At 74.5% G+C, this 20,202-nt stretch carries 18 protein-coding genes; 9 read left to right on the top strand and 9 right to left on the bottom strand.

Translation table 11 applies throughout. The annotated features are described in order from the left end of the window. Positions 1-67 precede the first annotated feature (67 nt). Together ACIBNE_RS30280 and ACIBNE_RS30285 are read right to left on the bottom strand one after the other, a co-directional pair. Positions 68-346, bottom strand: coding sequence for a hypothetical protein (locus ACIBNE_RS30280; RefSeq protein WP_399277111.1), 279 nt, complete (start codon positions 344-346; stop codon positions 68-70). 25 nt (positions 347-371) lie between these two features. Next, a complete protein-coding gene (locus ACIBNE_RS30285) occupies positions 372-1,166 on the bottom strand; it encodes a PspA/IM30 family protein (RefSeq protein ID WP_399277113.1) in 795 nt (264 codons plus the stop codon). A gap of 262 nt (positions 1,167-1,428) precedes the next feature. On the opposite strand from ACIBNE_RS30285, the gene ACIBNE_RS30290 reads away from it, so the two are divergent. From ACIBNE_RS30290 to ACIBNE_RS30300, 3 genes are all read left to right on the top strand, one after another. Then, complete coding sequence (locus tag ACIBNE_RS30290; RefSeq protein ID WP_399277115.1) at positions 1,429-2,022, top strand: DUF3043 domain-containing protein; 594 nt, start codon at positions 1,429-1,431, stop codon at positions 2,020-2,022. 89 nt (positions 2,023-2,111) lie between these two features. After that, positions 2,112-2,864: a class I SAM-dependent methyltransferase gene (locus ACIBNE_RS30295; protein ID WP_399277188.1), complete on the top strand. Its 753-nt coding sequence runs from the start codon at positions 2,112-2,114 to the stop codon at positions 2,862-2,864. Between the two features lie 182 nt (positions 2,865-3,046). Then, the gene (locus ACIBNE_RS30300; protein WP_399277190.1) at positions 3,047-4,843 is read left to right on the top strand and encodes an ABC transporter ATP-binding protein; all 1,797 of its coding nucleotides are present in this window, start codon (positions 3,047-3,049) and stop codon (positions 4,841-4,843) included. 266 nt (positions 4,844-5,109) lie between these two features. Here the strand turns inward: ACIBNE_RS30300 and ACIBNE_RS30305 are convergent, their stop codons facing one another. Next, entirely contained in the window at positions 5,110-5,316 is a 207-nt protein-coding gene (locus tag ACIBNE_RS30305; protein ID WP_399277192.1) for a hypothetical protein, read from the bottom strand. Between the two features lie 78 nt (positions 5,317-5,394). On the opposite strand from ACIBNE_RS30305, the gene ACIBNE_RS30310 reads away from it, so the two are divergent. The 4 genes from ACIBNE_RS30310 to ACIBNE_RS30325 all read left to right on the top strand — a co-directional run bounded on the left by ACIBNE_RS30310 (position 5,395) and on the right by ACIBNE_RS30325 (position 10,464). Further along, positions 5,395-6,609 (top strand): bifunctional adenosylcobinamide kinase/adenosylcobinamide-phosphate guanylyltransferase, encoded by a 1,215-nt coding sequence (locus ACIBNE_RS30310; RefSeq protein WP_399277117.1) that lies wholly within the window; start codon positions 5,395-5,397, stop codon positions 6,607-6,609. Between the two features lie 157 nt (positions 6,610-6,766). Then, positions 6,767-7,906 (top strand): nicotinate-nucleotide--dimethylbenzimidazole phosphoribosyltransferase, encoded by a 1,140-nt coding sequence (gene cobT, locus ACIBNE_RS30315; protein WP_399277119.1) that lies wholly within the window; start codon positions 6,767-6,769, stop codon positions 7,904-7,906. A gap of 84 nt (positions 7,907-7,990) precedes the next feature. After that, entirely contained in the window at positions 7,991-9,754 is a 1,764-nt protein-coding gene (locus ACIBNE_RS30320) for a phosphatidylglycerol lysyltransferase domain-containing protein (RefSeq protein WP_399277121.1), read from the top strand. Then, positions 9,718-10,464, top strand: coding sequence for a hypothetical protein (locus ACIBNE_RS30325; RefSeq protein ID WP_399277123.1), 747 nt, complete (start codon positions 9,718-9,720; stop codon positions 10,462-10,464). The genes ACIBNE_RS30320 and ACIBNE_RS30325 overlap by 37 nt, the downstream gene beginning before the upstream one ends. Here the strand turns inward: ACIBNE_RS30325 and ACIBNE_RS30330 are convergent. Continuing rightward, a complete protein-coding gene (locus ACIBNE_RS30330) occupies positions 10,410-11,168 on the bottom strand; it encodes a hypothetical protein (protein ID WP_399277125.1) in 759 nt (252 codons plus the stop codon). The two genes, ACIBNE_RS30325 and ACIBNE_RS30330, sit on opposite strands and share 55 nt — an antisense overlap. Before the next feature lie 68 nt (positions 11,169-11,236). Here ACIBNE_RS30330 and cobS point away from each other — a divergent pair, with 68 nt between their 5' ends. After that, entirely contained in the window at positions 11,237-12,007 is a 771-nt protein-coding gene (gene cobS / locus ACIBNE_RS30335; RefSeq protein WP_399277127.1) for an adenosylcobinamide-GDP ribazoletransferase, read from the top strand. 66 nt (positions 12,008-12,073) lie between these two features. On the opposite strand, the gene ACIBNE_RS30340 is transcribed toward cobS, so the two are convergent. From ACIBNE_RS30340 to ACIBNE_RS30360, 5 genes are read right to left on the bottom strand one after another with little or no spacing between them, the layout of a single operon-like run. Then, positions 12,074-12,883 (bottom strand): endo alpha-1,4 polygalactosaminidase, encoded by an 810-nt coding sequence (locus tag ACIBNE_RS30340; protein WP_399277129.1) that lies wholly within the window; start codon positions 12,881-12,883, stop codon positions 12,074-12,076. Further along, positions 12,880-13,512 (bottom strand): spherulation-specific family 4 protein, encoded by a 633-nt coding sequence (locus ACIBNE_RS30345; RefSeq protein WP_399277131.1) that lies wholly within the window; start codon positions 13,510-13,512, stop codon positions 12,880-12,882. The genes ACIBNE_RS30340 and ACIBNE_RS30345 overlap by 4 nt, the downstream gene beginning before the upstream one ends. 11 nt (positions 13,513-13,523) lie before the next feature. Further along, on the bottom strand, positions 13,524-14,897 hold the full coding sequence (locus ACIBNE_RS30350; RefSeq protein ID WP_399277133.1) for a hypothetical protein: 1,374 nt from the start codon (positions 14,895-14,897) through the stop codon (positions 13,524-13,526). Continuing rightward, positions 14,894-16,360, bottom strand: a complete 1,467-nt coding sequence (gene pelF / locus ACIBNE_RS30355) for a GT4 family glycosyltransferase PelF (RefSeq protein ID WP_399277135.1) — start codon at positions 16,358-16,360, stop codon at positions 14,894-14,896. The genes ACIBNE_RS30350 and pelF overlap by 4 nt, the downstream gene beginning before the upstream one ends. Further along, on the bottom strand, positions 16,357-18,306 hold the full coding sequence (locus tag ACIBNE_RS30360; RefSeq protein ID WP_399277137.1) for a hypothetical protein: 1,950 nt from the start codon (positions 18,304-18,306) through the stop codon (positions 16,357-16,359). The genes pelF and ACIBNE_RS30360 overlap by 4 nt, the downstream gene beginning before the upstream one ends. Before the next feature lie 242 nt (positions 18,307-18,548). Between ACIBNE_RS30360 and ACIBNE_RS30365 the strand changes: the two genes are divergently transcribed. Then, positions 18,549-20,069 carry a leucyl aminopeptidase gene (locus ACIBNE_RS30365; protein ID WP_399277139.1) on the top strand — a complete coding sequence of 507 codons (1,521 nt, stop codon included), beginning with the start codon at positions 18,549-18,551 and terminating at the stop codon, positions 20,067-20,069. The last annotated feature ends 133 nt before the right edge of the window (positions 20,070-20,202 follow it).

A 20,202-nucleotide genomic window follows, 5' to 3' on the forward strand; every position in this document is an offset into this window, starting at 1 on the left:
GACCCGGTCCGACGGGGTGCCGGGCAGTGCCCGGCACCCGCCGTCGTGGACACCTGGACCCGGCCCCTCAGCCGGGGATGAGTCCGTCGTCGCTGAGCATGGCGCGGACCTCGTCGAGGGTCGCGTCCGGTGCGGGGAGGATCAGCTCGGACGGCTCAAGGGCGTCGTCGGGCAGGGGCTCCCCGAGGCGCCGCACCGCGTCGAGGAGCGCGTCCAGGGTCCGGCGGAAGCCGTCCCCGTCGCCGCTCTCCATCTCTTCGAGCAGCTCGTCGTCGAGCTCGTTCAGCTCGGCGAAGTGACTGTCGGCCAGCTCTACCTGGCCCTCCCCCATGATCCGTACGATCATGATTCTCGCCCTACCTGTCGCCGGACTACTGGTTCTTGTCGAAGCGGGGGTGCTGCGACTGCGGCTGCTGGTCCTGCTGCTGGCCGGGGTTGAGCGCCTGCTGCTGGGCGCTCGGGCCGCCCGCGAGCTCCGCCTTCATCCGGGCCAGCTCCAGCTCCACGTCCGTGCCGCCGGAGATCCGGTCGAGCTCGGCCGCGATGTCGTCCTTGGCCATGCCGGAGGAGTCGTCGAGCGCGCCGGAGGCCAGCAGCTCGTCGATCGCGCCCGCGCGGGCCTGGAGCTGCGCGGTCTTGTCCTCGGCGCGCTGGATCGCGAGGCCGACGTCGCCCATCTCCTCGGAGATGCCGGAGAACGCCTCGCCGATGCGGGTCTGCGCCTGGGCGGCGGTGTACGTCGCCTTGATCGTCTCCTTCTTCGTGCGGAAGGCGTCGACCTTGGCCTGGAGGCGCTGCGCCGCCAGCGTCAGCTTCTCCTCCTCGCCCTGGAGCGTCTGGTGCTGCGTCTCCAGGTCGGAGACCTGCTGCTGGAGCGCGGCGCGGCGGGACAGCGCCTCGCGCGCCAGGTCCTCGCGGCCCAGCGCCAGCGCCTTGCGGCCCTGGTCCTCCAGCTTGGAGGACTCGCCCTGCAGCTTGGTCAGCTGGAGTTCGAGCCGCTTGCGGGACGTCGCCACGTCGGCGACGCCACGGCGTACCTTCTGCAGCAGCTCCAGCTGCTTCTGGTACGAGTAGTCGAGGGTTTCGCGCGGATCCTCGGCCCGGTCAAGGGCCTTGTTTGCCTTCGCGCGGAAGATCATCCCCATACGCTTCATCACACCGCTCATGGGCTTCGCGCGCCCCCTTCTATCCGGACTCGGCTGCAGCACTCCAACAGAACCCACAGTACGGGGCCTGCCTCTATTACCGCACTGTCCGGGTGCGGTTGTGCTCCTACCCAAGGACGACTGCGGACGATCCGCGCTCCCGCCCAGGGAGTAGGCGGGCATCAGGGAGACGCCGCTCGTACCCCTACGAGACGCAGGCCGTTGCCGGATCGTTCCCCGTCGGCCTGGGTCAGCCGCGCGGCACCCCGTACCCTTGGGCTTTGTGTTCCGTAGCCGTTCCAAAGACGAGAAGGCGCCCGCCGAGCCGGCGGCCGACCTCTCCACGCAGCCCCGTGACCCGCAGGCCCCGAAGGGTCGGCCCACTCCCAAGCGGAGCGAGGCCCAGACCCAGCGTCGCCGTGCGGCCACCCAGCCGATGGACCGCAAGGAGGCGATGAAGCGCCAGCGCGAGGCGCGCCGTGTCGACCTGGCCAAGCAGCGCGAGGCGCTGGCCAGCGGCGACGAGCGGTACCTGCCGGTCCGCGACAAGGGACCCGTCCGGCGCTTCGTCCGCGACTTCGTGGACTCCCGGTTCTGCGTGGCCGAGTTCTTCCTGCCCATGGCCGTGATCATCCTGGTGCTCAGCATGATCCGGGTGAGCAACCTCCAGAACATCGCGCTGCTGCTCTGGCTGGGCATCATCGTCATGATCGTGATCGACTCGATCGGCCTGGCCGTCCGGCTGAAGAAGCAGCTCAGGGAGCGCTTCCCGGACGAGCCGAAGAAGGGCGCGGTGGCGTACGGCCTGATGCGTACGCTCCAGATGCGTCGGCTGCGCCTGCCGAAGCCGCAGGTCAAGCGCGGAGAGCGGCCCTGAGCACGGAGGTGTCGGGCGCCGCGGACACCTCCGGTGTCACCGGCGCCCCCTCCGGGCCCCGCGGCTTCACCGGCGGGGCCGATCCCTGGCTGCGCGGGCTCGGCGGGCTGCGCGACGTCGTCCGGCAGGAGCTGGTGGCCCGGCAGATCGACGAGCAGATAGCGGCGCGCTTCCCGGTCGGGCAGCGGCTGCGGGTGCTCGACGTGGGCATGGGCCAGGGCACGCAGGCGCTGCGGCTCGCCAGGGCCGGGCACGCGGTGACCGGCCTGGAGTCCGACCCCGAGATGCTGGCCGCGGCCCGCGCCGCGCTGGTCGGCGAGCCCGAGGGCATCCGGGAGCGGGTGCGGCTCGTCGAGGGCGACGGCCTGGAGACCGGGGTGCACTTCCTGCCCGGCTCGTTCGACGTGGTGCTCTGCCACGGCGTGCTGATGTACATCGAGGAGCCCGACGCGATGGTCGCGGGGCTCGCCCGGATGCTCGCGCCCGGCGGGCTGCTCTCGCTGCTCGTGCGGAACGCGGAGGCGCTGGCCATGCGTCCGGGCCTGGCCGGGGACTGGGCGGGGGCGCTGGCGGCGTTCGACAGCGACGCGTACACCAACCGGCTCGGACTGCCGGTGCGGGCCGACCGGCTGGAGGACCTGACGGGCACGCTGGCGGGGATCGCCGCGCCGCTGCACGCCTGGTACGGCGTGCGGGTCTTCACCGACACCCTGCCCGACGGGGCGCAGCTGCCCGCGGCGGACGAGCTGGAGCGGCTGCTGGCCGCGGAGGACCGGGCGGGGCGCACCGACCCGTACCGGCGGGTCGCGGCGCTGCTGCACCTGTGCGGGGTGCGCGGCTGAGGACCCTGCCGTGCCCTGTCCTGCCCTGCCGTGGGCCGGTCCCGTGCCGGGCCGGATCTTGAGTCAGGCGGGGCGGGGCGTTTCGCGTCTTCGGTGACGTGAGCGACGCGAAGAGATCATCGGACGTGGTCGGCCCCGCCGGGCCCGGGGTCCTCGAAGGCGCCGGGGAGAAACCGGCGAAGCTGCCGTTCCGGGTGACCTGGCGGGCGCTGTACCAGCACTTCAGGCCGCACCGCTGGGCGGTCGCGCTCGGCGCGCTGCTCTCCCTGGTCGGCTCGGTGACCGCGCTCGTGCAGCCGATGGCCGCGATGGAGCTGGTCGACCGGCTCGGCACCGGGGGCTCGGTCAAGGGCGCGCTGGCCCTGCTGGTGGTGCTGGTCCTCGCGGGGACGGCCGTGCAGTCCGTCGGCGCCTACGTCCTGGAGCGGACCGCCGAGTCGGTGGTGCTGGCCGCCCGGCGCACCCTCATCCGGCGCCTCCTCAGGCTGCGGCTGCCCGAGGTGGAGCGCACCCAGCCGGGCGACCTGATGTCCCGCATCACCTCCGACACCACGCTGCTGAAGGCCGTCACCACGCAGTCGCTGGTCGCGGCGGCGACGGGCGCGATCGGCTTCCTGACGACCATCGTGATGATGGGCGTGCTCGACATGGTGCTGCTCGGCGTCACGCTCGGCGTGATCGTGGTGGTCGGTGGCTCCTTCGCGCTGGTCATGCCGAAGATCTCGCAGGCCACGCGGCGCTCCCAGGAGGCGGTCGGGGAGATCTCCAGCGTCCTGGAGCGGGCGTTCGGCGCCTTCCGTACGGTCAAGGCGTCCGGCGCCGAGGCGCGCGAGAGCGCGGTCGTGGAGCGGGCCGCGGAGAAGGCCTGGCGGCACGGGGTGCGGGCGGCGAAGTGGCAGGCGGTCGCCGGGACGTCGATCGGCCTGTCGATCCAGGTGTCGTTCCTGGCGGTCCTGGGCATCGGGGGCGCGCGGGTGGCGTCCGACGCGATCTCCGTGGCGACGCTGGTGGGCTTCCTGCTGTACCTGTTCTATCTGACCGAGCCGGTCTCGCAGCTGGTGGAGGCGGCGACGCAGTACCAGGTGGGGGCGGCCGCGATCGCGCGGATCGTGGAGGCGGAGGAGCTGCGGACGGAGGACCCGGCGGCGGGGGGCTCGGGGGCGCCGGGGGACGCGGGGGCGGGGGGCACGGCGGCGCCGGGGGGCGCGGGGGCCGGTCGTGGCGAGGGGGCGGGGGCGGCTGCTTCCGTCACCTTCGAGGACGTGTCCTTCCGGTACCGGGACGACCTTCCGTACGTCCACCACGGCGTGGACTTCCACGTCCCCGGCGCCGGAATGACCGCCTTCGTCGGGCCGTCGGGCGCGGGCAAGACGACCGTCTTCGGGCTCGTCGAGCGGTTCTACGAGGCGACGGGCGGGCGCGTCCTCGTCGACGGCAGGGACGTGCGGGACTGGCCGCTCGCCGAGCTGCGGGCCTCGATCGGGTACGTGGAGCAGGACGCGCCCGTCCTCGCGGGCACGCTGCGCGAGAACCTCGTCTTCGCCGCGCCGCACGCGAGCGAGGAGGAGATCCGGGACGTGCTGGTGCGGGCCAGGCTCGACGCGCTGGTCGACCGGCTGCCCGAGGGTCTGGAGACCGTCGTGGGGCACCGGGGCTCGAAGCTGTCGGGGGGCGAGCGGCAGCGGGTCGCGGTGGCGCGGGCGCTGCTGCGGCGGCCCCGGCTGCTGCTGCTCGACGAGGCGACGTCGCAGTTGGACGCGGTCAACGAGCTGGCGCTGCGGGACGTGGTGGCGGAGGCGGCGCGGGAGGTGACGGTGCTGGTGGTGGCGCACCGGTTGTCGACCGTGACGCTCGCGGACCGGATCGTGGTGATGGACGGGGGGCGGGTGCGGGCGGTGGGGACGCACGCGGAGCTGGTGGCGGGGGACGCGTTGTACGGGGAGCTGGCGGCCACGCAGTTCCTCGCGGCGAGCGCGTAGCCCTCCGGGCGGGGGCGGGGATGGGGGGGTGCCGTGCGGGGCGGGGTGCCGTTGCCCGGGGCGGGCCGCCTTTCGCCTGCGGCGGGGGGTGCCCCTCCCCGCCCCTTCCCGAAACCCTCCGGGGGCCCTGCGGGGCCAGTGGGTACGCGCGGCGTGTGCCCCACCCTCGCGCAGTTCCCCGCGCCCCTGAAGGGGCGCACCTGTGCGGAGCGGGGCCGTCCCGCACAGGGCCCCGACAGGGGCGCGGGGAACCGTTCCCGTACCGGCTACGCCTCCGCGTGCAGGCTCATCGGGCCGTAGATCTTCGTCGTGTCCTCGAAGAGCGTCACCTGGTCCGCCCCGCCCTCCGCGAGGTCCTTCCACACCTCGCCGATCCAGGACTCCGCGTCCCCCTGCGTCGTGAACTCCTCCGGCTGTACCGCCGGTTCCGTCTCCGTGCCGTCGGACTTCTCGAACCGCCACGTCCACGCCATGTCCGCCTCCTGGGTCACGTTGCTCCCCGAAGCCTAGCCGGGCGCGCACGCGCGGCAAGGACGCGGGAGGATCAGGGTGTGGAACTGACTCTTCTCGGCACCGGGGCCCCCGAGGGGCTGCCGGTGCCAGGCTGCCCCTGCGCCGTCTGCTCCGCCGCCCGCGGCGAACGGGCGCGGGCCGCCACGGCCGTGCTCGTGGACGGCGCCCTGCTGCTCGACCTCACCCCGGGCGCCGCCTTCGCCGCCGCCCGTGCCGGGCACTCCCTGAGCGGCGTGCGGCAGGTGCTGCTGACGCACCCTCACGACGGGCCGGCCGTCGAGCTGCCGCCGGGGCTGCCCGCGGCGGGGCGGGTGCCCGACGGGCAGGAGCTGACGCTGATCAGCGGGCACCGGGTGCGGGCCGTGCCGATGGACGCGCCGGGTACCGGGTACGAGGTCACGGCGCCCGACGGGGAGCGGCTGCTGTACCTCCCGCCGGGCGGCGCGGTCGCGGGGGCGCGCGGGGCCGCCCCGTACGACATGGTCGTCGGCGACTTCTGCGGGCGGCCCGACGCCCTCGCCCGGCTGCGGGCGGCCGGGCTGGTCGGCTCGGGCACCGACGTGGTCGCCGTGCACATCGGGCACGGCGTCCCGCCGGGGCCCGAGCTGGAGCGGCGGCTCGCCGCGGGCGGTGCGCGGGCCGTGGCGGACGGGACGACGCTCTCCGTGGGCGAGTACCGCGCGGCGCCCGACGTGCCCCGGCGCACCCTCGTGCTGGGCGGCGCCAGGTCGGGCAAGTCGGTGGAGGCCGAGCGGCGCCTGGAGGCCTTCCCCGGGGTGGTGTACGTGGCCACGGGCGGGACGCGCGAGGGCGACCCGGACTGGGCGGCGCGCGTCGGGCTGCACCGCGAGCGGCGGCCCGCCTCCTGGCGCACCGAGGAGACCTGCGAGCTGGTGCCGCTGCTGCGGGAGGCGGGCGACGGGGACGGCGGCGGGGGGCCGCTGCTGATCGACTGCCTCGCGCTGTGGCTCACCGACGCGATGGACCGGGTCGGCGCCTGGGACGACGACAAGTGGGCGGGCGGCGGCGGGCGGGCCCTGCGGGAGCGGGTCGAGGAGCTGGTGGCGGCCGTGCGGGAGACCGGCAGGACGGTGGTGGCGGTGAGCAACGAGGTGGGCTCGGGCGTGGTGCCCGCGACGTCTTCGGGGCGGCGCTTCCGGGACGAGCTGGGCCGGTTGAACGCCGCGTTCGCCGCGGAGTGCGAGCAGGTGCTGCTGGTCGTCGCGGGCCAGGCGCTGACGCTGCGCGGGTAGCGGGTAGCGGGTAGCGAGTTGGTTGCGGGCAGCGGGTTGCGGGGTGGCTGCGGGCAGCGGGTAGGAGACAGCGGGGCCGCGCCCCGTACGCGGGTCGGGACCGCGCGCGTCCGAGCGGGTCGGGACCCGGCCGGACGCTGCCGGTACTGTTCGGCGAATGAGCTCGCTTAACCTCGACGACTTCTCCGACCTGATCGAGCGCCCCGACGGCAGCGTGCGGCGCGACGCCGAGGAACGCCGGGAACGGCTGACCGTGGCCCCCGGCGCACTCGGCCGCCTCGACGAGCTGGGCGAGTGGCTTTCGGCCGCGCAGCAGTCCGCCGTCGTCAAGCCCGTGGAGCGGCCGCGCGTGCTGCTGTTCGCCGGTGACCACGGCGTCGCGGAGCTGGGCGTCTCGGGCCGCGCCGCGTCCGGCGCGCACGAGCTGGTGCGCGCCGCGCTGGACGGGGTCAGCCCGCTGTCGATCCTGGCGCGCCGGGCGGGCGTGCCGGTGCGGATCGTGGACGCGGGGCTGGACTGCGACCCCGGGCTGCTGCCCGAGGAGATCACCCGCCACCGGGTGCGGCGCGGCAGCGGCCGCATCGACGTGACGGACGCGCTCACCGCGGAGGAGGCGGAGCGGGCCGTACGCCTCGGGATGCGCATCGCGGACGAGGAGGCCGACTCCGGCACCGACCTGGTGGTGCTCGGCGACCTCAGCGTGGGCGGCACCACCCCGGCCGCCACCCTGATCGCGGCGCTCTGCGGGACCGACGCCTCGGTGGTGACCGGGCGCGGCGGGGCCGGGATCGACGACCTGGCGTGGATGCGCAAGTGCGCGGCGATCCGGGACGCGCTGCGCCGGGCCAGGCCGGTGCTGGGCGACCAGCTGGAGCTGCTGGCGACGGTGGGCGGCGCGGACATCGCGGCGATGACCGGGTTCCTGCTCCAGTGCGCGGTGCGGCGGATGCCGGTGATCCTGGACGGGGTCGTCTCGGCGGCGAGCGCGCTGGTCGCGCAGCGGGCCGCGTTCCGGGCCCCCGACTGGTGGCTGGCGGGCCAGCTGAGCGGCGAACCGGCACAGGCGAAGGCACTGGACCGGATGGCGCTCAACCCTCTGCTCGATCAAGGCGTCACTGTGGGGGAAGGAACCGGGGCATTCCTCGCCCTCCCCCTCGTTCAGGCGGCGGCCGCCCTCGCGGCCGAGCTGCCCGAGCGGGACCGGCCTGACGACCAGGACGACCAGGACGACCTGCCCGACCAGCAGGACGCCGGGGGAGAGTCGGAGGACGCGGACACGACCGAGTCCGCGGAGTAACCGAGTGGCGCGGGGGCACGGGTGGCGATCATCGCCCGTGCCCTCCCTCACCATGGACCACTATGCCCCATATGATCGCTTTTCATGGGAGAGGTCCGAGTGTCCACCGAACCAGCCGCAGACCGGAGCAGCGTCCGGTCCAGGCGGGCCGCGGGCTTCGCCGTCTGGTACCTGCGCGCCGTCACGTTCATCAACTTCCTGAGCGCCGTCTGGGTCTCGCTCGGCCAGGACCTGCGCCGCCACAACACCGACGAGTTCTTCACCCCGTACCTCCTGACCGCGGGCTTCTCCTCGGGCGTCGTGGCGCTCTTCCTCGCGGTCACGATGCGCCGCCGCAAGCGCGCGGCCTGGATCACCAACCTGGTGCTCGGCGGGCTGACGCTGGCCGCGTTCGTCCTCGCGATGGTGCTGCCGGAGTTCCGGCAGTACGCCATCAACTGGGTCTCGCTGGTCCTCACCGCCGCCTTCATGGCCGCGCTGCTGCTGGGCCGCCGCGAGTTCTACGCCAAGGGCGACAGCTCCAACCCCAGGCTCGCCGCGCTCGTCGCGCTCGGCGGCCTGCTCGTCACCTCGCTCGCCGCCGCCCTGCTGGTCTCCGTCACCAACACCGCGCACGGCGGCTCCACCTTCCTGGAGCGCTGGCGCTACGGCGTGATGCGGCTGGTCACGCTCGCCGCCGACGACTCGAAGTTCGCCGGGATCACCACGCCCGGCTGGGTCGACGTCGCCATCAACGTCCTGTCCACGCTGCTGCTCATCGCCGTGGTCTACGCCGCGTTCCGCGCGCGCCGCGCCGTCGACCCGATCACCGAGGAGGACGAGGCGAAGCTGCGGGCCCTGCTGGAGCGGCACGGCGACCGCGACTCGCTGGGCTACTTCGCGCTGCGCCGCGAGAAGAGCGTCATCTGGTCGCCCTCCGAGAAGGCCGCCGTCACCTACCGGGTCGTCGGCGGGGTCTCGCTGGCCTCCGGCGACCCGATCGGCGACCCCGAGGCGTGGCCGGGCGCCATCGAGCCCTGGCTGGCCGAGGCCCGCGAGCACGGCTGGGTGCCCGCCGTGATGGGCGCGAGCGAGGAGGCGGGCACGATCTACGCCAGGCACGGGCTCGACGCGCTGGAACTGGGCGACGAGGCGATCGTGGAGACCGCCGACTTCACCCTCGAAGGGCGCGCGATGCGCACCGTGCGCCAGGCCTACAACCGGGTCAAGCGCGCCGGGTACGAGGTGCGCATCCGCCGCCACGCCGACATCCCCGAAGCGGAGATGGCCGAGCTGCTGCGGCGCGCCGACGACTGGCGCGACGGCGCGACCGAGCGCGGCTTCTCGATGGCGCTGGGCCGCCTCGGCGACCCGGCCGACGGGCAGTGCGTGATGCTGGAGTGCACCGACGGCCGGGGCGAGCTGCGGGCGCTGCTCTCCTTCGTGCCCTGGGGCCCCAAGGGGCTCTCGCTGGACCTGATGCGGCGCGACCGCGACTCCGAGAACGGCCTGATGGAGTTCATGGTCATCGAGCTGCTGACCCGCTCCAAGGAGATCGGCACCACCCAGGTCTCGCTGAACTTCGCGATGTTCCGCTCGGTCTTCGAGCGCGGCTCGAAGCTCGGCGCGGGCCCCGTGCTGCGGCTGTGGCGCTCGCTGCTGAGCTTCTTCTCGCGCTGGTGGCAGATCGAGTCGCTGTACCGCGCCAACGCCAAGTACCGGCCCATCTGGGAGCCGCGCTTCATGCTCTTCGAGAAGAGCGCCGACCTGCTGCGCATCGGCGTGTCGGCCGGGCGCGCCGAAGGCTTCCTGGAGGCCCCGGGGCTGCCCAAATGGCTGCACCGCAAGCAGTTGGGGACCAGACGTTGAGCGCGCGGGACTTCGCCCGGCGCGAGTGGGGCGCGCTGTACGGGACGGTGCGCACGGCCCTCGTGCAAAGGCGCTGGCGGGCGATCCCGCTGACGCTCACCGCCGTCGCGCTGACCTCGTTCTTCCAGGTCGTGCAGAACCAGTCCTGGGGGTACGGGCCGGTCCGCGCCATCGGCTTCGTACAGGCCGAGGACCCGCTGTGGCAGTCGCTGCTGCACACCCCGCTCTCGCTCTTCGTCCCCGCGCTCGACCTGCCCGTCTGGGGCGCGCTCGCGCAGGTCCTGCTGGTCTTCGGGATCGCCGAGATCTGCATCGGCAGGCTGCGCACGCTGGCCATCGCGTACGCGGCGACGCTGGCCGGGACCATGTACGCGCGGCTCGGCATCGCGCTCGGACCCGACCACCCGCTCGGGCTGCCCGCGTCCGACGCGCAGGTCGTGGACACCGGCCCGTCGGCCGCGGTCGTCGGCCTCGCGGTGTTCGTCTGCTGGCGCTACCGCGCCTGGTGGACGGCCGCGCTCGTGGTGGCCGCGATGGTGGGCGAGGTGCTGGTCAAGAACAACCTCGCGGGCAAGGAGCACCTGGCGGCGATCGCCGCCGCGCTGCTCCTGTGCGTCGTCGCCGAGGTGCGCGGCGGGCGGCGCGGACGGCGCGGTCAGGGCCGCCGCGAGGGGACCGTACGGTCCGGTGCCCCGCCGATGAACTCCTGAACCCTGCGCCTGGGCCCCGCCCAGCGGCGGTCGTGGTGGTACGCCCTGAGGGTCGCCCGCGCGCGGGCCTTGGGCCGGTCGCGGTACATCCGCCGGCACCACGGCGAGGCCGGGCGCGCCAGCCTGACCGCCGCGACCAGCGCGACGAACGGCACCAGCACGCCGACGAGCGCGAGCCGCGCCTTGCCCTTGAAGAGCGCGATCAGCACGAGGAGGAAGTTGAGGCCGAGGGTGAGGGAGAGCCCCAGGCGGTCGCGGAGTTCCTCGGGCGTCAGCTCGTTCACGCCCAGCGGCGAGAAGCCCGCGAGGACCAGTCCGCCGAGGGCCGCCGCGAGCACCACCACCTCGGTCGACCTGCGGCCCTGTTCCGTCCAGTAGACGTCGTCCAGGTAGAGGATCAGCGCGAACTCGTCGAGGACGAGGCCCGCCCCGATCCCGAATAGCACCGCGCAGATCGCGGCGGCGACGCCGTGCCGCCCGCTGCCGACGGCGCCGAAGCCGCCGATCACGGTGAGGACCACGCCCGGCACCACGTGGTGGATGTGCAGCCCGCCCGGGGTGATGTTGCGGAACGGGCCCTTGCCCGCCCTGATCAGCCGGGTGATCGTGCGGGTGACCAGGAACGTCAGGACGAAGGACGCGAGGGCCAGGAGCAGGGGCAGTTTCCCCGGCTCCGTGATGTTGCGGTAAAACCAGTGATCCATGCCACCCGCTCCCGATATGCACGTAAAGCGCAATTTACCGCCGGGGCGCTCCGGCTACCCTTCGGCCGGTGACTTCCCTGATCAGCGACGGCATACGGTTCGCCTTCGGCACCCTCTCGGTGCTCCCCGTCCGGGTGAGCCGCTGGGACCGGGAGGCGGCGCGCGCCGGAATGCTGTGCGCTCCGCTGGTGGGCCTGGTGGTGGGCGGGTGCGCGGCGGCGGTGGGCGCCGCGTTCGTCCTGCTGGGCGCGGGGCCGCTGGTGGCCGCCGTCGCGACCGCCGCCGTGCCCGCGGTCCTCACGCGCGGGCTGCACCTCGACGGCGTCGCGGACGTCGCCGACGGGCTCGGCAGCGCGCGGGCGCCCGAGCAGGCGCTGCGCATCATGAAGCAGTCAGACATCGGGCCCTTCGGCGTGATCACGCTGCTCTTCGTGCTCCTCGCGCAGGTCGCGGCGCTCGCCTCGCTGTACGGCGAGGGGTGGGCGCACGGGGCGGCCGGGGCGGTCCTCGCGGGGGTCACGGCGCGGCTCGCGCTCACCCTGGCGTCCCGCACCGACGTGCCCGCGGCCCGGCCCGAGGGGCTCGGCGCGATGGTCGCGGGGACGGTGCCCGAGGGCGTCGCGACGGGGGTCGCGGCGGTGCTGGGGGCGGGGCTCGCGGTGGTCGGGGGCCTGATCGGGGACTTCCGCCACGCGGCGGGGCTGGTGGTGGGGCTCGCCGCGGCGGAGCTGATGCTGCGGCACTGCGTGCGGCGGTTCGGCGGGGTGACGGGGGACGTGTTCGGCGCGGTGGCGGAGGTGGCGACGGTGGGAGCACTCGTGACGCTGACGGTGGGGTGAGGAACGTGCCCCGCTCTCGCGCGGTTCCCCGTGCAGCGGAACCCGCACCCCGGGCAGCGCTGCCGCTCAACACGCCTCGCGCCACGCGTCCAGCTCGTAGCGCTTCCTCATCGAGCTGAAGCCCAGTTTCCGTGCCGTCGGGCAGAACGTCCGGACCGGCAGCTCGTACTCCACGTGGAACACCGCCTTCCCCGCCGCCACGAACGGCGTCAGCGACCCGCACTCCTCGTACCGCGCGCACTGCTCGTTCACCGCGAAGTCGAACTCCGCCACCAGCTCCCGCACCTGCTCCACGTCGTTCTTCAGCCCCACCGACATCCCCCGCGCGTGCACCAGCCGCGCGATCAGCCGGTTGTAGCGGAGCTGGTCCGCTGCCGTCAGCGGGAACCCGGTCGCGTTCAGGTACCCGTCCATGTTGTCGGGCTCGACCGCGTCGAACCCCTTCTCCCGGCACATGTCGACGCGCGCGGCCATCAGCGGCTCCAGGACGTCCGTGCGGCGGACGTCCAGCCAGCGCTCCCCCGGCCAGCCGTTGCCCCGGCCCAGCAGCGACCTCGGGAACTCCGCCGCGTCCGGGCGGAAGTCCTCCCACGACCCGGTCGAGAGGTAGCAGATCACCCTGCGGCCCGCGCGGTGCAGCTCGGCGACGGTACCCGCGGAGTGGTCGAAGCCGTCGATGTCGTACACCGGAACGTCGACCGACAGGTCGAGCTCCCCGCTGAGCTGCCACTGCCAGGCCAGCCCAGGACCCGGCATCCACCGCTCGTCGCGCGGCGCGTCGTCGCCCCGCCCGCGGTCCCGGTCCCCGTCCGAGGTGCACGACGCGAGCAGCAGGGCGAGGCCCAGGAGGACCGCGGCCGACCGGGTCCGCCTCACGCCGCCGCCTCCCCCACCCCGTGCGGCAGCGTCCCCCACGGGTGCGCCCCGTACCCCGGCACCGCGCAGTGCACCGCCGTCCGCACCCGGGCCTCGGGCGGGGCGTCGTACACCAGGTGGCAGAAGCGGGTCGGCGGGTAGGCCGCCGTCCACGCCTGGGGCACGTACTGGCGGTAGGCCGACCAGGGGCCCTCGAACGTCACCAGCAGGTCCGCCAGTTCGGCGTACGCGGGGTGCGGGTGCGTCCCGTGGTTGAGGACCAGCGTGCGGGCGCCGGTCGCTCGGGCGGCGACCGCGAGGCGGCCGTAGTACGGCAGGAGGCCGGGCGGCGTCGCGGCCTGGTCGAGGAACGCGCCGTCGGTGCCGTACCAGGAGCGGTGGCGCAGCAGGTCCTCGACGACCTCGTCGTGCGGACGCCTGCCGTACGCGGTGTCGACGTAGCCCAGCACGCGCACGCCGGCCGCCCGCAGCCGCCGCGCCGCGTCGGCGAACGCCGCGTCGGGCCCGGCGCCCGGCCCGCTCGCCGGGTTGAGGACCACGCCGTACAGCCGGGGCGCGGCGGCCACGATGCGCTCCCACGCGTCGGGGCGCTCCGCGGGATGCTCGTAGAACGGCACGAGGAGGGTCACGGGGGCGCGCCTCACGGGCGGTGTGCCGTCGCCCGGCCCGCCACGGCCGCCGCGGCGCCGAGCAGCGCGAGGGCCGCGGCGGCGCTGACGACGAGGTCGGGCAGCGGGGTGAGCAGTTGGGCGGCCGCCGCGGCGCAGCACACCGCGGCGGCGCAGCACACCGCGCCGAACGACTGGAGCAGCAGCGCCGTCCAGAGCACCGAGCCGAGCAGCAGGAGCGCGGCGATGCGGTCGGGGCCGAAGGGCGTGCTGCCGGGCCACAGGAGGGCGGCGACGGCGCCGATGTCCAGGAGCACGGCGAGGTAGAGGCCCAGTTGGCGGACGAGGGCGAGGAGGGCCGCGCGACGGAACTCCCGCGGCGCCCCCGCCGCGCACAGCCCCGCGGTGCTCTGGCTGCGGCAGCGGTGCAGCAGCCATTCGGCGGGGCCCATGGAGAGGGTGAGCGCGACGACGACGCAGGGGGCGGAGTCGAGGGCGACGACGAGGACCAGGGTGCCGGTGCCGAGGCCGAAGAGGCCGTACGGCACGGAGGCGAGCCGTCCGGGCCCCGTACCGGGCCCGAGCCGGGTGCGCCACGGCCGCCCGTGCTCCTCGCGGAGCAGGACGGCGACCGCCGCCACCGCCGCGCCCGCCACCCCGGCCAGGGCCGCGCCCAGCAGCCAGGGCCGCGCCGCGCCCGGGGCGAGCGCCTGGGCCACCACCGGCAGCAGCGCCAGCAGCAGGGCCCGCTCCCGGCCCAGGACCAGCAGCACCGTGGACGCCGCGAGGTAGCACGCCTGGAGCGCCGCCTGCCGGACGCCGCCGCCCGGCACGGCCGCCGCGACGGCGGTGCCGAGCGCCGCGCCGACGGGGGCGCCGTACAGCAGGGCGCGGGCGGCGGACGCGCGGTCGCCGAGGCCGAGCCAGGTGTAGGCGCGGTGGGCGAGCGCCTGGTTCCAGGTCCATCCGGCGAGGGCGCCCGCGAGCAGCGCGGGGCTGCCGTAGGCGAGGTAGGCGAGGCCGGGCAGGGCGAAGAGCACGCCGCGCAGCAGGCAGGCCCGCAGGGACCTGCGCCACGGGTCGTCGGGGCCGCCGGGCGCGCCCGGCCCGGCGGGTTCGAGGAGGTCGCCGAGGTCGGCGTCGCCGCGTTCGTACAGGTCACGGGCGAGCGCGAAGGAGTCCTGCCGACCGTACGCGGTGCGGATGTGGGCGTCGGTCATGCCGTCGGACTCCAGCACCGCGGCGATCTCGTCGGGGTGCACGGCCCCCGCTATGACGTCGTCCAGGCGCAGGGCGAGCGCGTCCAGCGGGTCGGCGCCCGGCTTCGGCCCCGGTGCCTGTCCGGGGATGCGGGGCAGCGCGTCGGTCCCCCGCTCCTGGGGCCGCAGCCAGAGGGGTCCGCTCACCACGCCACCCCGCTCCACGGGTCGCGCAGGAGCACAGGACCGCCCGTCAGCTCCCGGTAGATGGTGCGGAACCCGTCGACGGAGCGGGCGAGCGTGAACCGGTCGACGACCCGGCGCCGCGCCCTGCGCCCGAGGTCGGCCCTGCGCTCGTGGTCGGCGAGCAGGTCGAGCGCGGCGTGCGCGAGGGCTTCGGGGGCCCGGGGCGGGACGACCATGCCGGTGTCGGCGACGGCCTCGCGCACGCCTCCCACGTCCGTGGAGACGGTGGCCCTGCCGCAGGACATGGCCTCGATGAGGGAGAAGGGGAAGCCCTCGCTGATGCTGGAGAGCGCGACGACCGTGCCCGCCGCGTAGGCGTGCCTGACCTCGTCGAGGCGGCCCTCCCAGCTGATGCCGTCGGTGGCGCCGAGTTCGGCGGCGAGCTTCTCCAGCTTCAGCCGGTACTCCTCCGCGCCCCGCTGGACGGGGCCGAAGAGGCGCAGCCGCAGTTCGGGGACTTCGGCGCGCATCAGCGCGTACGCCCTGATCAGCGTCTCCAGGTCCTTGATGGGGTCGATGCGGCCCGCCCAGCTGACGGTGGGCACCTCCGGTTCGGGTCCGGCCTCGGGGAACGCCTGCGGGTCGACGCCGTTGTAGACGGTGCGGATGCGGTCGGCGGGCGCGCCGCCGTGCTCCTCCCAGCGGCGGTTGTACTGGTTGCACGGGGTGATCAGGTCGGCCTCGCGGTAGCCCAGGCCGTTGAGTTCGCGGTAGAAGGCCAGTAACAGGGCCTTGACCGGGCGGCGTTCGCGGCTCCCGCGGTAGCCGAGGTAGCGCTCGCGGAGGTAGATGCCGTGCTCGGTGAGGAGGAAGGGCACGCCGTCGAAGTGCTTGGCGGCGAGGGCGGGGAGCGTGGCGAGTCCGGCGCTGACGGCGTGGGCGACGCCGGTGCCGGGGAGCTTGACGGCGAGCGGGCGCAGGGCGTGTTCGATGAGGTCGGTGGCGGTCAGCGCGTCGTGGAGCGTGGGGGTGCGGGCGCCGTGCGGGCGAGGCAGCGTCCACAGTCCCGTGAGGGTGCGCAGGGCGTGTTCGGAGCGCAGGGCCGCGTACAGCCTGCCCTCCCTGGCGAGTTCGGCCAGCGCGTAGAGGTGGGTGCCGAAGTCGGCGGAGCCGGCGGGCGCGAGGTCCAGGAGGGTCAGCAGGAACTGTTCGTACGCGGCGAGGAAGCGTCTGCGGTCGCGTCCGCCGAGCGGGCGGCGCGCGAGGAGTCCGGGCGGCGGGCCCCAGAGGGGGACGACGGTGTGGCGCAGGACGTTGCGCGGCAGGGGCCAGACGACGGGTTCGCGGCCGCCGCCGGTGAGGGCGACGACTTCGAACCCGGCTTCGGGAATGCCGCGTACGAGCTGGTCGCACCAGGTGGAGACGCCGCCGTGGGCATGCGGATAGGTGCCCTCGGTGAGGAGGGTGACATCGGTCAAGGTCATGCGGTGGGCAGCCTCAGCTTGATCGAGGGGGTCCAGCCGGAGCGCGCTCCCGCGTAGGGGGCGCCGAAGGCCGTGGCGGCGGGGACGGTGAGCGGGGCGAGGACGCCCCGCGGCGCGGTGACGACGAGGGTGTCGCCGACGCGGTACCCGGAGACCCGGCCCTCCGCGAGGGCGCGGCGGTGCAGTTCGGTGCCGATGGCGCTCTGGCGCGGGTTGATCAGCGGCGTGTCGGCGGTGAACAGGGCGCGGTACTCGGCGAGTACGCGGTCGACGACCGGGTAGAGGATGCGTTCTTCGGCGAGGTTCGACTGGTGGGCGTAGTGCGGCCGGGGGTCGCCCGCGAGGACGTGGGCCAGGGCGGTGCGGACTTCGAGCGGGACGATGTGCTCGGCGTAGCCGGTGGCGGGGTCGAGGGGGGCGGGCAGGCAACTGGCGGCGGGGTTGTTCTCGCAGGTGCCGCTGCCGCCGTCGGCGCGGCTGGTGTAGATCCAGTTGTACTCGTCGGTCATCTCGGCCGCCGTGCCGACGTTGTAGTACACGTTCATGGGGTGGCGCGGGACGGTGCGGGCGGGGCCGACGGGGCGCTGGGCGGGTTCGCGGGAGTTGTCGGACGCGATCCAGCGGACGCCCGTGTCGGTGAGGGCGCCCGCGAGGTTCGGGTTGTCGGCCGGCTGCTGCGGGAGGGTCTTGAGCCCGGAGTGCTCGCCGGTGACGAGTTCGGCGCGGTCGACGTCGAGGCCCTGGCGGACGGCCCAGGCGTGGTTGTCGCGGATCTGGGCGGCGATCTGGGCCCTGGTCGGCCAGCGGACGGCGCCGGTCGCGTCCTTGGCGCAGCTCCAGGGGACGGTGGCGGTGTTCTGGACGCAGCCGAGGTAGGCGTGCGTGAAGGTGTGGTTGATCCAGCGGTACCGGGCGCGGTCGGCGACGAGCTGTGCGGTGAGCGGGTCGGCGGCGGGGTCGCTCCCGGCGTAGCCGCCGTTGTAAGCGAGGTCGAGCGTGAAGCCCCGCTCGCGCTGCCACCGGGCGGCGTGGCGGGCGTCGTCGGCGGTCATGCGGATGGGGCGCTCGCCCGTGGTGGCGTCGAGCGCGGTGTCCCAGCGCTCGTCGGGGGCGAAGACGTCGTCGACGTGTACGGCGAAGTAGTGGCGGCTGCGCCCGATGTGGACGCCCTGGGTGAGCCATTCGACGATGCCCCTGGCGAGGAGGCGGAACTGCCGCTGGTGCTGGTTGTAGCCGAAGGTCACGAGCAGCGAGCGGCGCCCGTCGCGGTCGAGTTCCCCGACGAGGGGCCCGCGGGCGGCCGAGCCGGGGACGGGGGCGTCCACGTAGGTGGTGAAGCCCGCGGGCGGGCGGACGGTGAGGTAGCCGTAGCTCTCGGGGACCTGCGGGGAGTTGTCCTCGAACTCGACGGTCCCCTTCAGGTAGCCGAAGGGGCCCGCCCTGCCCGCGTCGGTGACCCGGGCCCGCACCCCGTCGAGGGTGCCCGCCCAGCCGCCGCCGTCGGTGGGCGCCCAGGTGTAGGCGTCGACCTGGCGGATCCCGAAGCGCTTCTCGTACGCGGCGACCGCCGTCAGCTCCGCCGGGTCCAGGGCCGATTCGTTCGGTACGACGACGCCCTGGAACTTGGCGCGGGGCCGTCCGCCGGGGGCGTCGAAGAGGAATCCGGGTGCGTCCATGCGGGGCCTGTCCGGGTCGGCGAGGGCGACCGCCGTGTGGGGCACCCCGGTGGCCCGCAGTTCTTCCAGGACCGCCCGCACCGCGTGCCCGCCGTCGTCGACGACCAGGACGCGCAGGTCGATCCGGGGCTCGACGAACGGCGCGGGCGCCGCGTCCAGCCCCCCGCCCACCGCCCGCGCCCCGGTGCTCCCCAGGGCCGCCGCACCGGCTGTGACCAGCGCCAACGCGGCCAGGGACGTCCGGATTCCATACGCAGGTCCATACGCCATCGGGCGTCCTCCCCCTCTGCTCCCCCACATGGGACGAGTCGAGTGTGACGACCTGACGGTGCACCTGTAGGTAAACCTGATGGAGTATGCACGGATGAGTGAATCGCCGCTGGCGTGATCGAACGACCGACGGCGCGCGTAGGCTCATTCCAGGCGGTCGGCCACCCCTTCCGACTGCACCTGACAGCCCAGGACGCCGTACAAGCCGCCAAAGAACTCAACGGAAGCGAGATTTCACCACCGTGACTGCTCTCACTCTCAGCACTGCAGGCGCCGCGACGCTGCGCGCCGACGCCCTCGTGGTCGGTGTCGCGCAGGGCGCCAAGGGTCCGGTCGTGGCACCCGGCGCCGAGGCCGTGGACAAGGCGTTCGGCGGCAAGCTGGCGGGCGTCCTGGAGACCCTGGGCGCGTCCGGCGCCGAGGGCGAGCTGACCAAGCTGCCCTCGGCCGACGGCCTGAAGGCCCCGGTGGTCATCGCCGTCGGCCTCGGTGCGGCCCCGGAGAAGGACGGCGCGTACGACGCGGAGGCGCTGCGCCGCGCGGCCGGTGTCGCCGCCCGCGCGCTGACCGGCTCGAAGAAGGCCGCGTTCGCGCTGCCGGTCGAGGCCGCCGAGGACGTCGCCGCGATCGCCGAGGGCGCGCTGCTGGGCGCGTACTCCTTCGCCGCCTACCGCCAGAACGGCAAGGACGCCAAGGACGTCAAGGGCCCGCTGGGCGAGGTCGCCGTCGTCGGCGCCAAGCCGCGCGACAAGGCCCACAAGGCCGCCGCCGAGCGCGCGGTCGCCCTCGCCGAGGAGATCAACCGCGCCCGCGACCTGGTCAACACCCCGCCGAACGACCTCTTCCCCGAGTCCTTCGCCGCCGTGGCCACCGCCGCGGGCAAGGAGCACGGCATCAAGGTCCAGGTCCTCGACGAGAAGGCCCTGGCCAAGGGCAACTACGGCGGCCTGCTGGGCGTCGGCCAGGGCTCGGTGCACGGCCCGCGCCTGGTGAAGCTCGCCTACACGCACCCGAAGGCGGAGAAGACCCTGGCCCTGGTCGGCAAGGGCATCACCTACGACTCGGGCGGCATCTCCCTGAAGCCGGCCGGGCACAACGAGACGATGAAGTGCGACATGGCCGGCGCCGCCGCCGTGTTCGCCGCCGTCGTCACCGCCGCCCGCCTGGGCCTGAAGGTCAACGTCACCGGCTGGCTGGCGCTGGCCGAGAACATGCCGTCGGGCTCGGCCACCCGCCCCGGCGACGTGCTGCGCATGTACAGCGGCAAGACCGTCGAGGTGCTGAACACGGACGCCGAGGGCCGCCTGGTGCTGGCCGACGCGCTGTGGAAGGCCTCGGAGGAGAAGCCGGACGCGATCGTCGACGTGGCGACCCTGACCGGCGCGATGGTGCTGGCGCTGGGCAACCGCACCTTCGGCGTCATGGCCAACGACGACGCGTTCCGCACCTCGATCCACGAGATCGCGGACGAGGTCGGCGAGCAGTCCTGGCCGATGCCGATGCCCGCCGAGCTGCGCAAGGGCATGGACTCGCCGGTCGCCGACATCGCCAACATGGGCGAGCGGATGGGCGGCGGCCTGGTGGCCGGCCTGTTCCTCCAGGAGTTCGTGGGCGAGGGCATCACCTGGGCGCACCTGGACATCGCGGGCCCGGCCTTCCACGAGAGCGCGCCCTACGGCTACACGCCCAAGGGCGGCACCGGCTCGGCCGTGCGCACGCTGGTCCGGCTGGCGGAGCGCACCGCCGACGGCGACCTGGGCTGAACGTCGTGACGGGCGGGGGGGCCCCGGGGGGGGGCCCGGGGGCGCCCCCCCCGGGGGGGGCCCCCCCCCACCCCCCCCCCCACCGCGGCGGTAACCCCCCCCCCCGGGGGTGGCACCGCCGCGGACCCGGGCC

The organism is Streptomyces sp. NPDC050504, from assembly GCF_044458065.1.
Lineage (GTDB): Bacteria > Actinomycetota > Actinomycetes > Streptomycetales > Streptomycetaceae > Streptomyces.

Bases quoted from the DNA above. Each gene is read 5' to 3' on its own strand.
- ACIBNE_RS30280 (WP_399277111.1), bottom strand. From the start codon at position 346: ATGATCGTACGGATCATGGGGGAGGGCCAGGTAGAGCTGGCCGACAGT.
- ACIBNE_RS30285 (WP_399277113.1), bottom strand. From the start codon at position 1,166: ATGAGCGGTGTGATGAAGCGTATGGGGATGATCTTCCGCGCGAAGGCA.
- ACIBNE_RS30305 (WP_399277192.1), bottom strand. From the start codon at position 5,316: ATGGCGTGGACGTGGCGGTTCGAGAAGTCCGACGGCACGGAGACGGAA.
- cobT (WP_399277119.1), top strand. From the start codon at position 6,767: ATGAGCTCGCTTAACCTCGACGACTTCTCCGACCTGATCGAGCGCCCC.
- ACIBNE_RS30320 (WP_399277121.1), top strand. From the start codon at position 7,991: ATGGGAGAGGTCCGAGTGTCCACCGAACCAGCCGCAGACCGGAGCAGC.
- ACIBNE_RS30325 (WP_399277123.1), top strand. From the start codon at position 9,718: ATGGCTGCACCGCAAGCAGTTGGGGACCAGACGTTGAGCGCGCGGGAC.
- ACIBNE_RS30330 (WP_399277125.1), bottom strand. From the start codon at position 11,168: ATGGATCACTGGTTTTACCGCAACATCACGGAGCCGGGGAAACTGCCC.
- pelF (WP_399277135.1), bottom strand. From the start codon at position 16,360: ATGACCTTGACCGATGTCACCCTCCTCACCGAGGGCACCTATCCGCAT.
- ACIBNE_RS30360 (WP_399277137.1), bottom strand. From the start codon at position 18,306: ATGGCGTATGGACCTGCGTATGGAATCCGGACGTCCCTGGCCGCGTTG.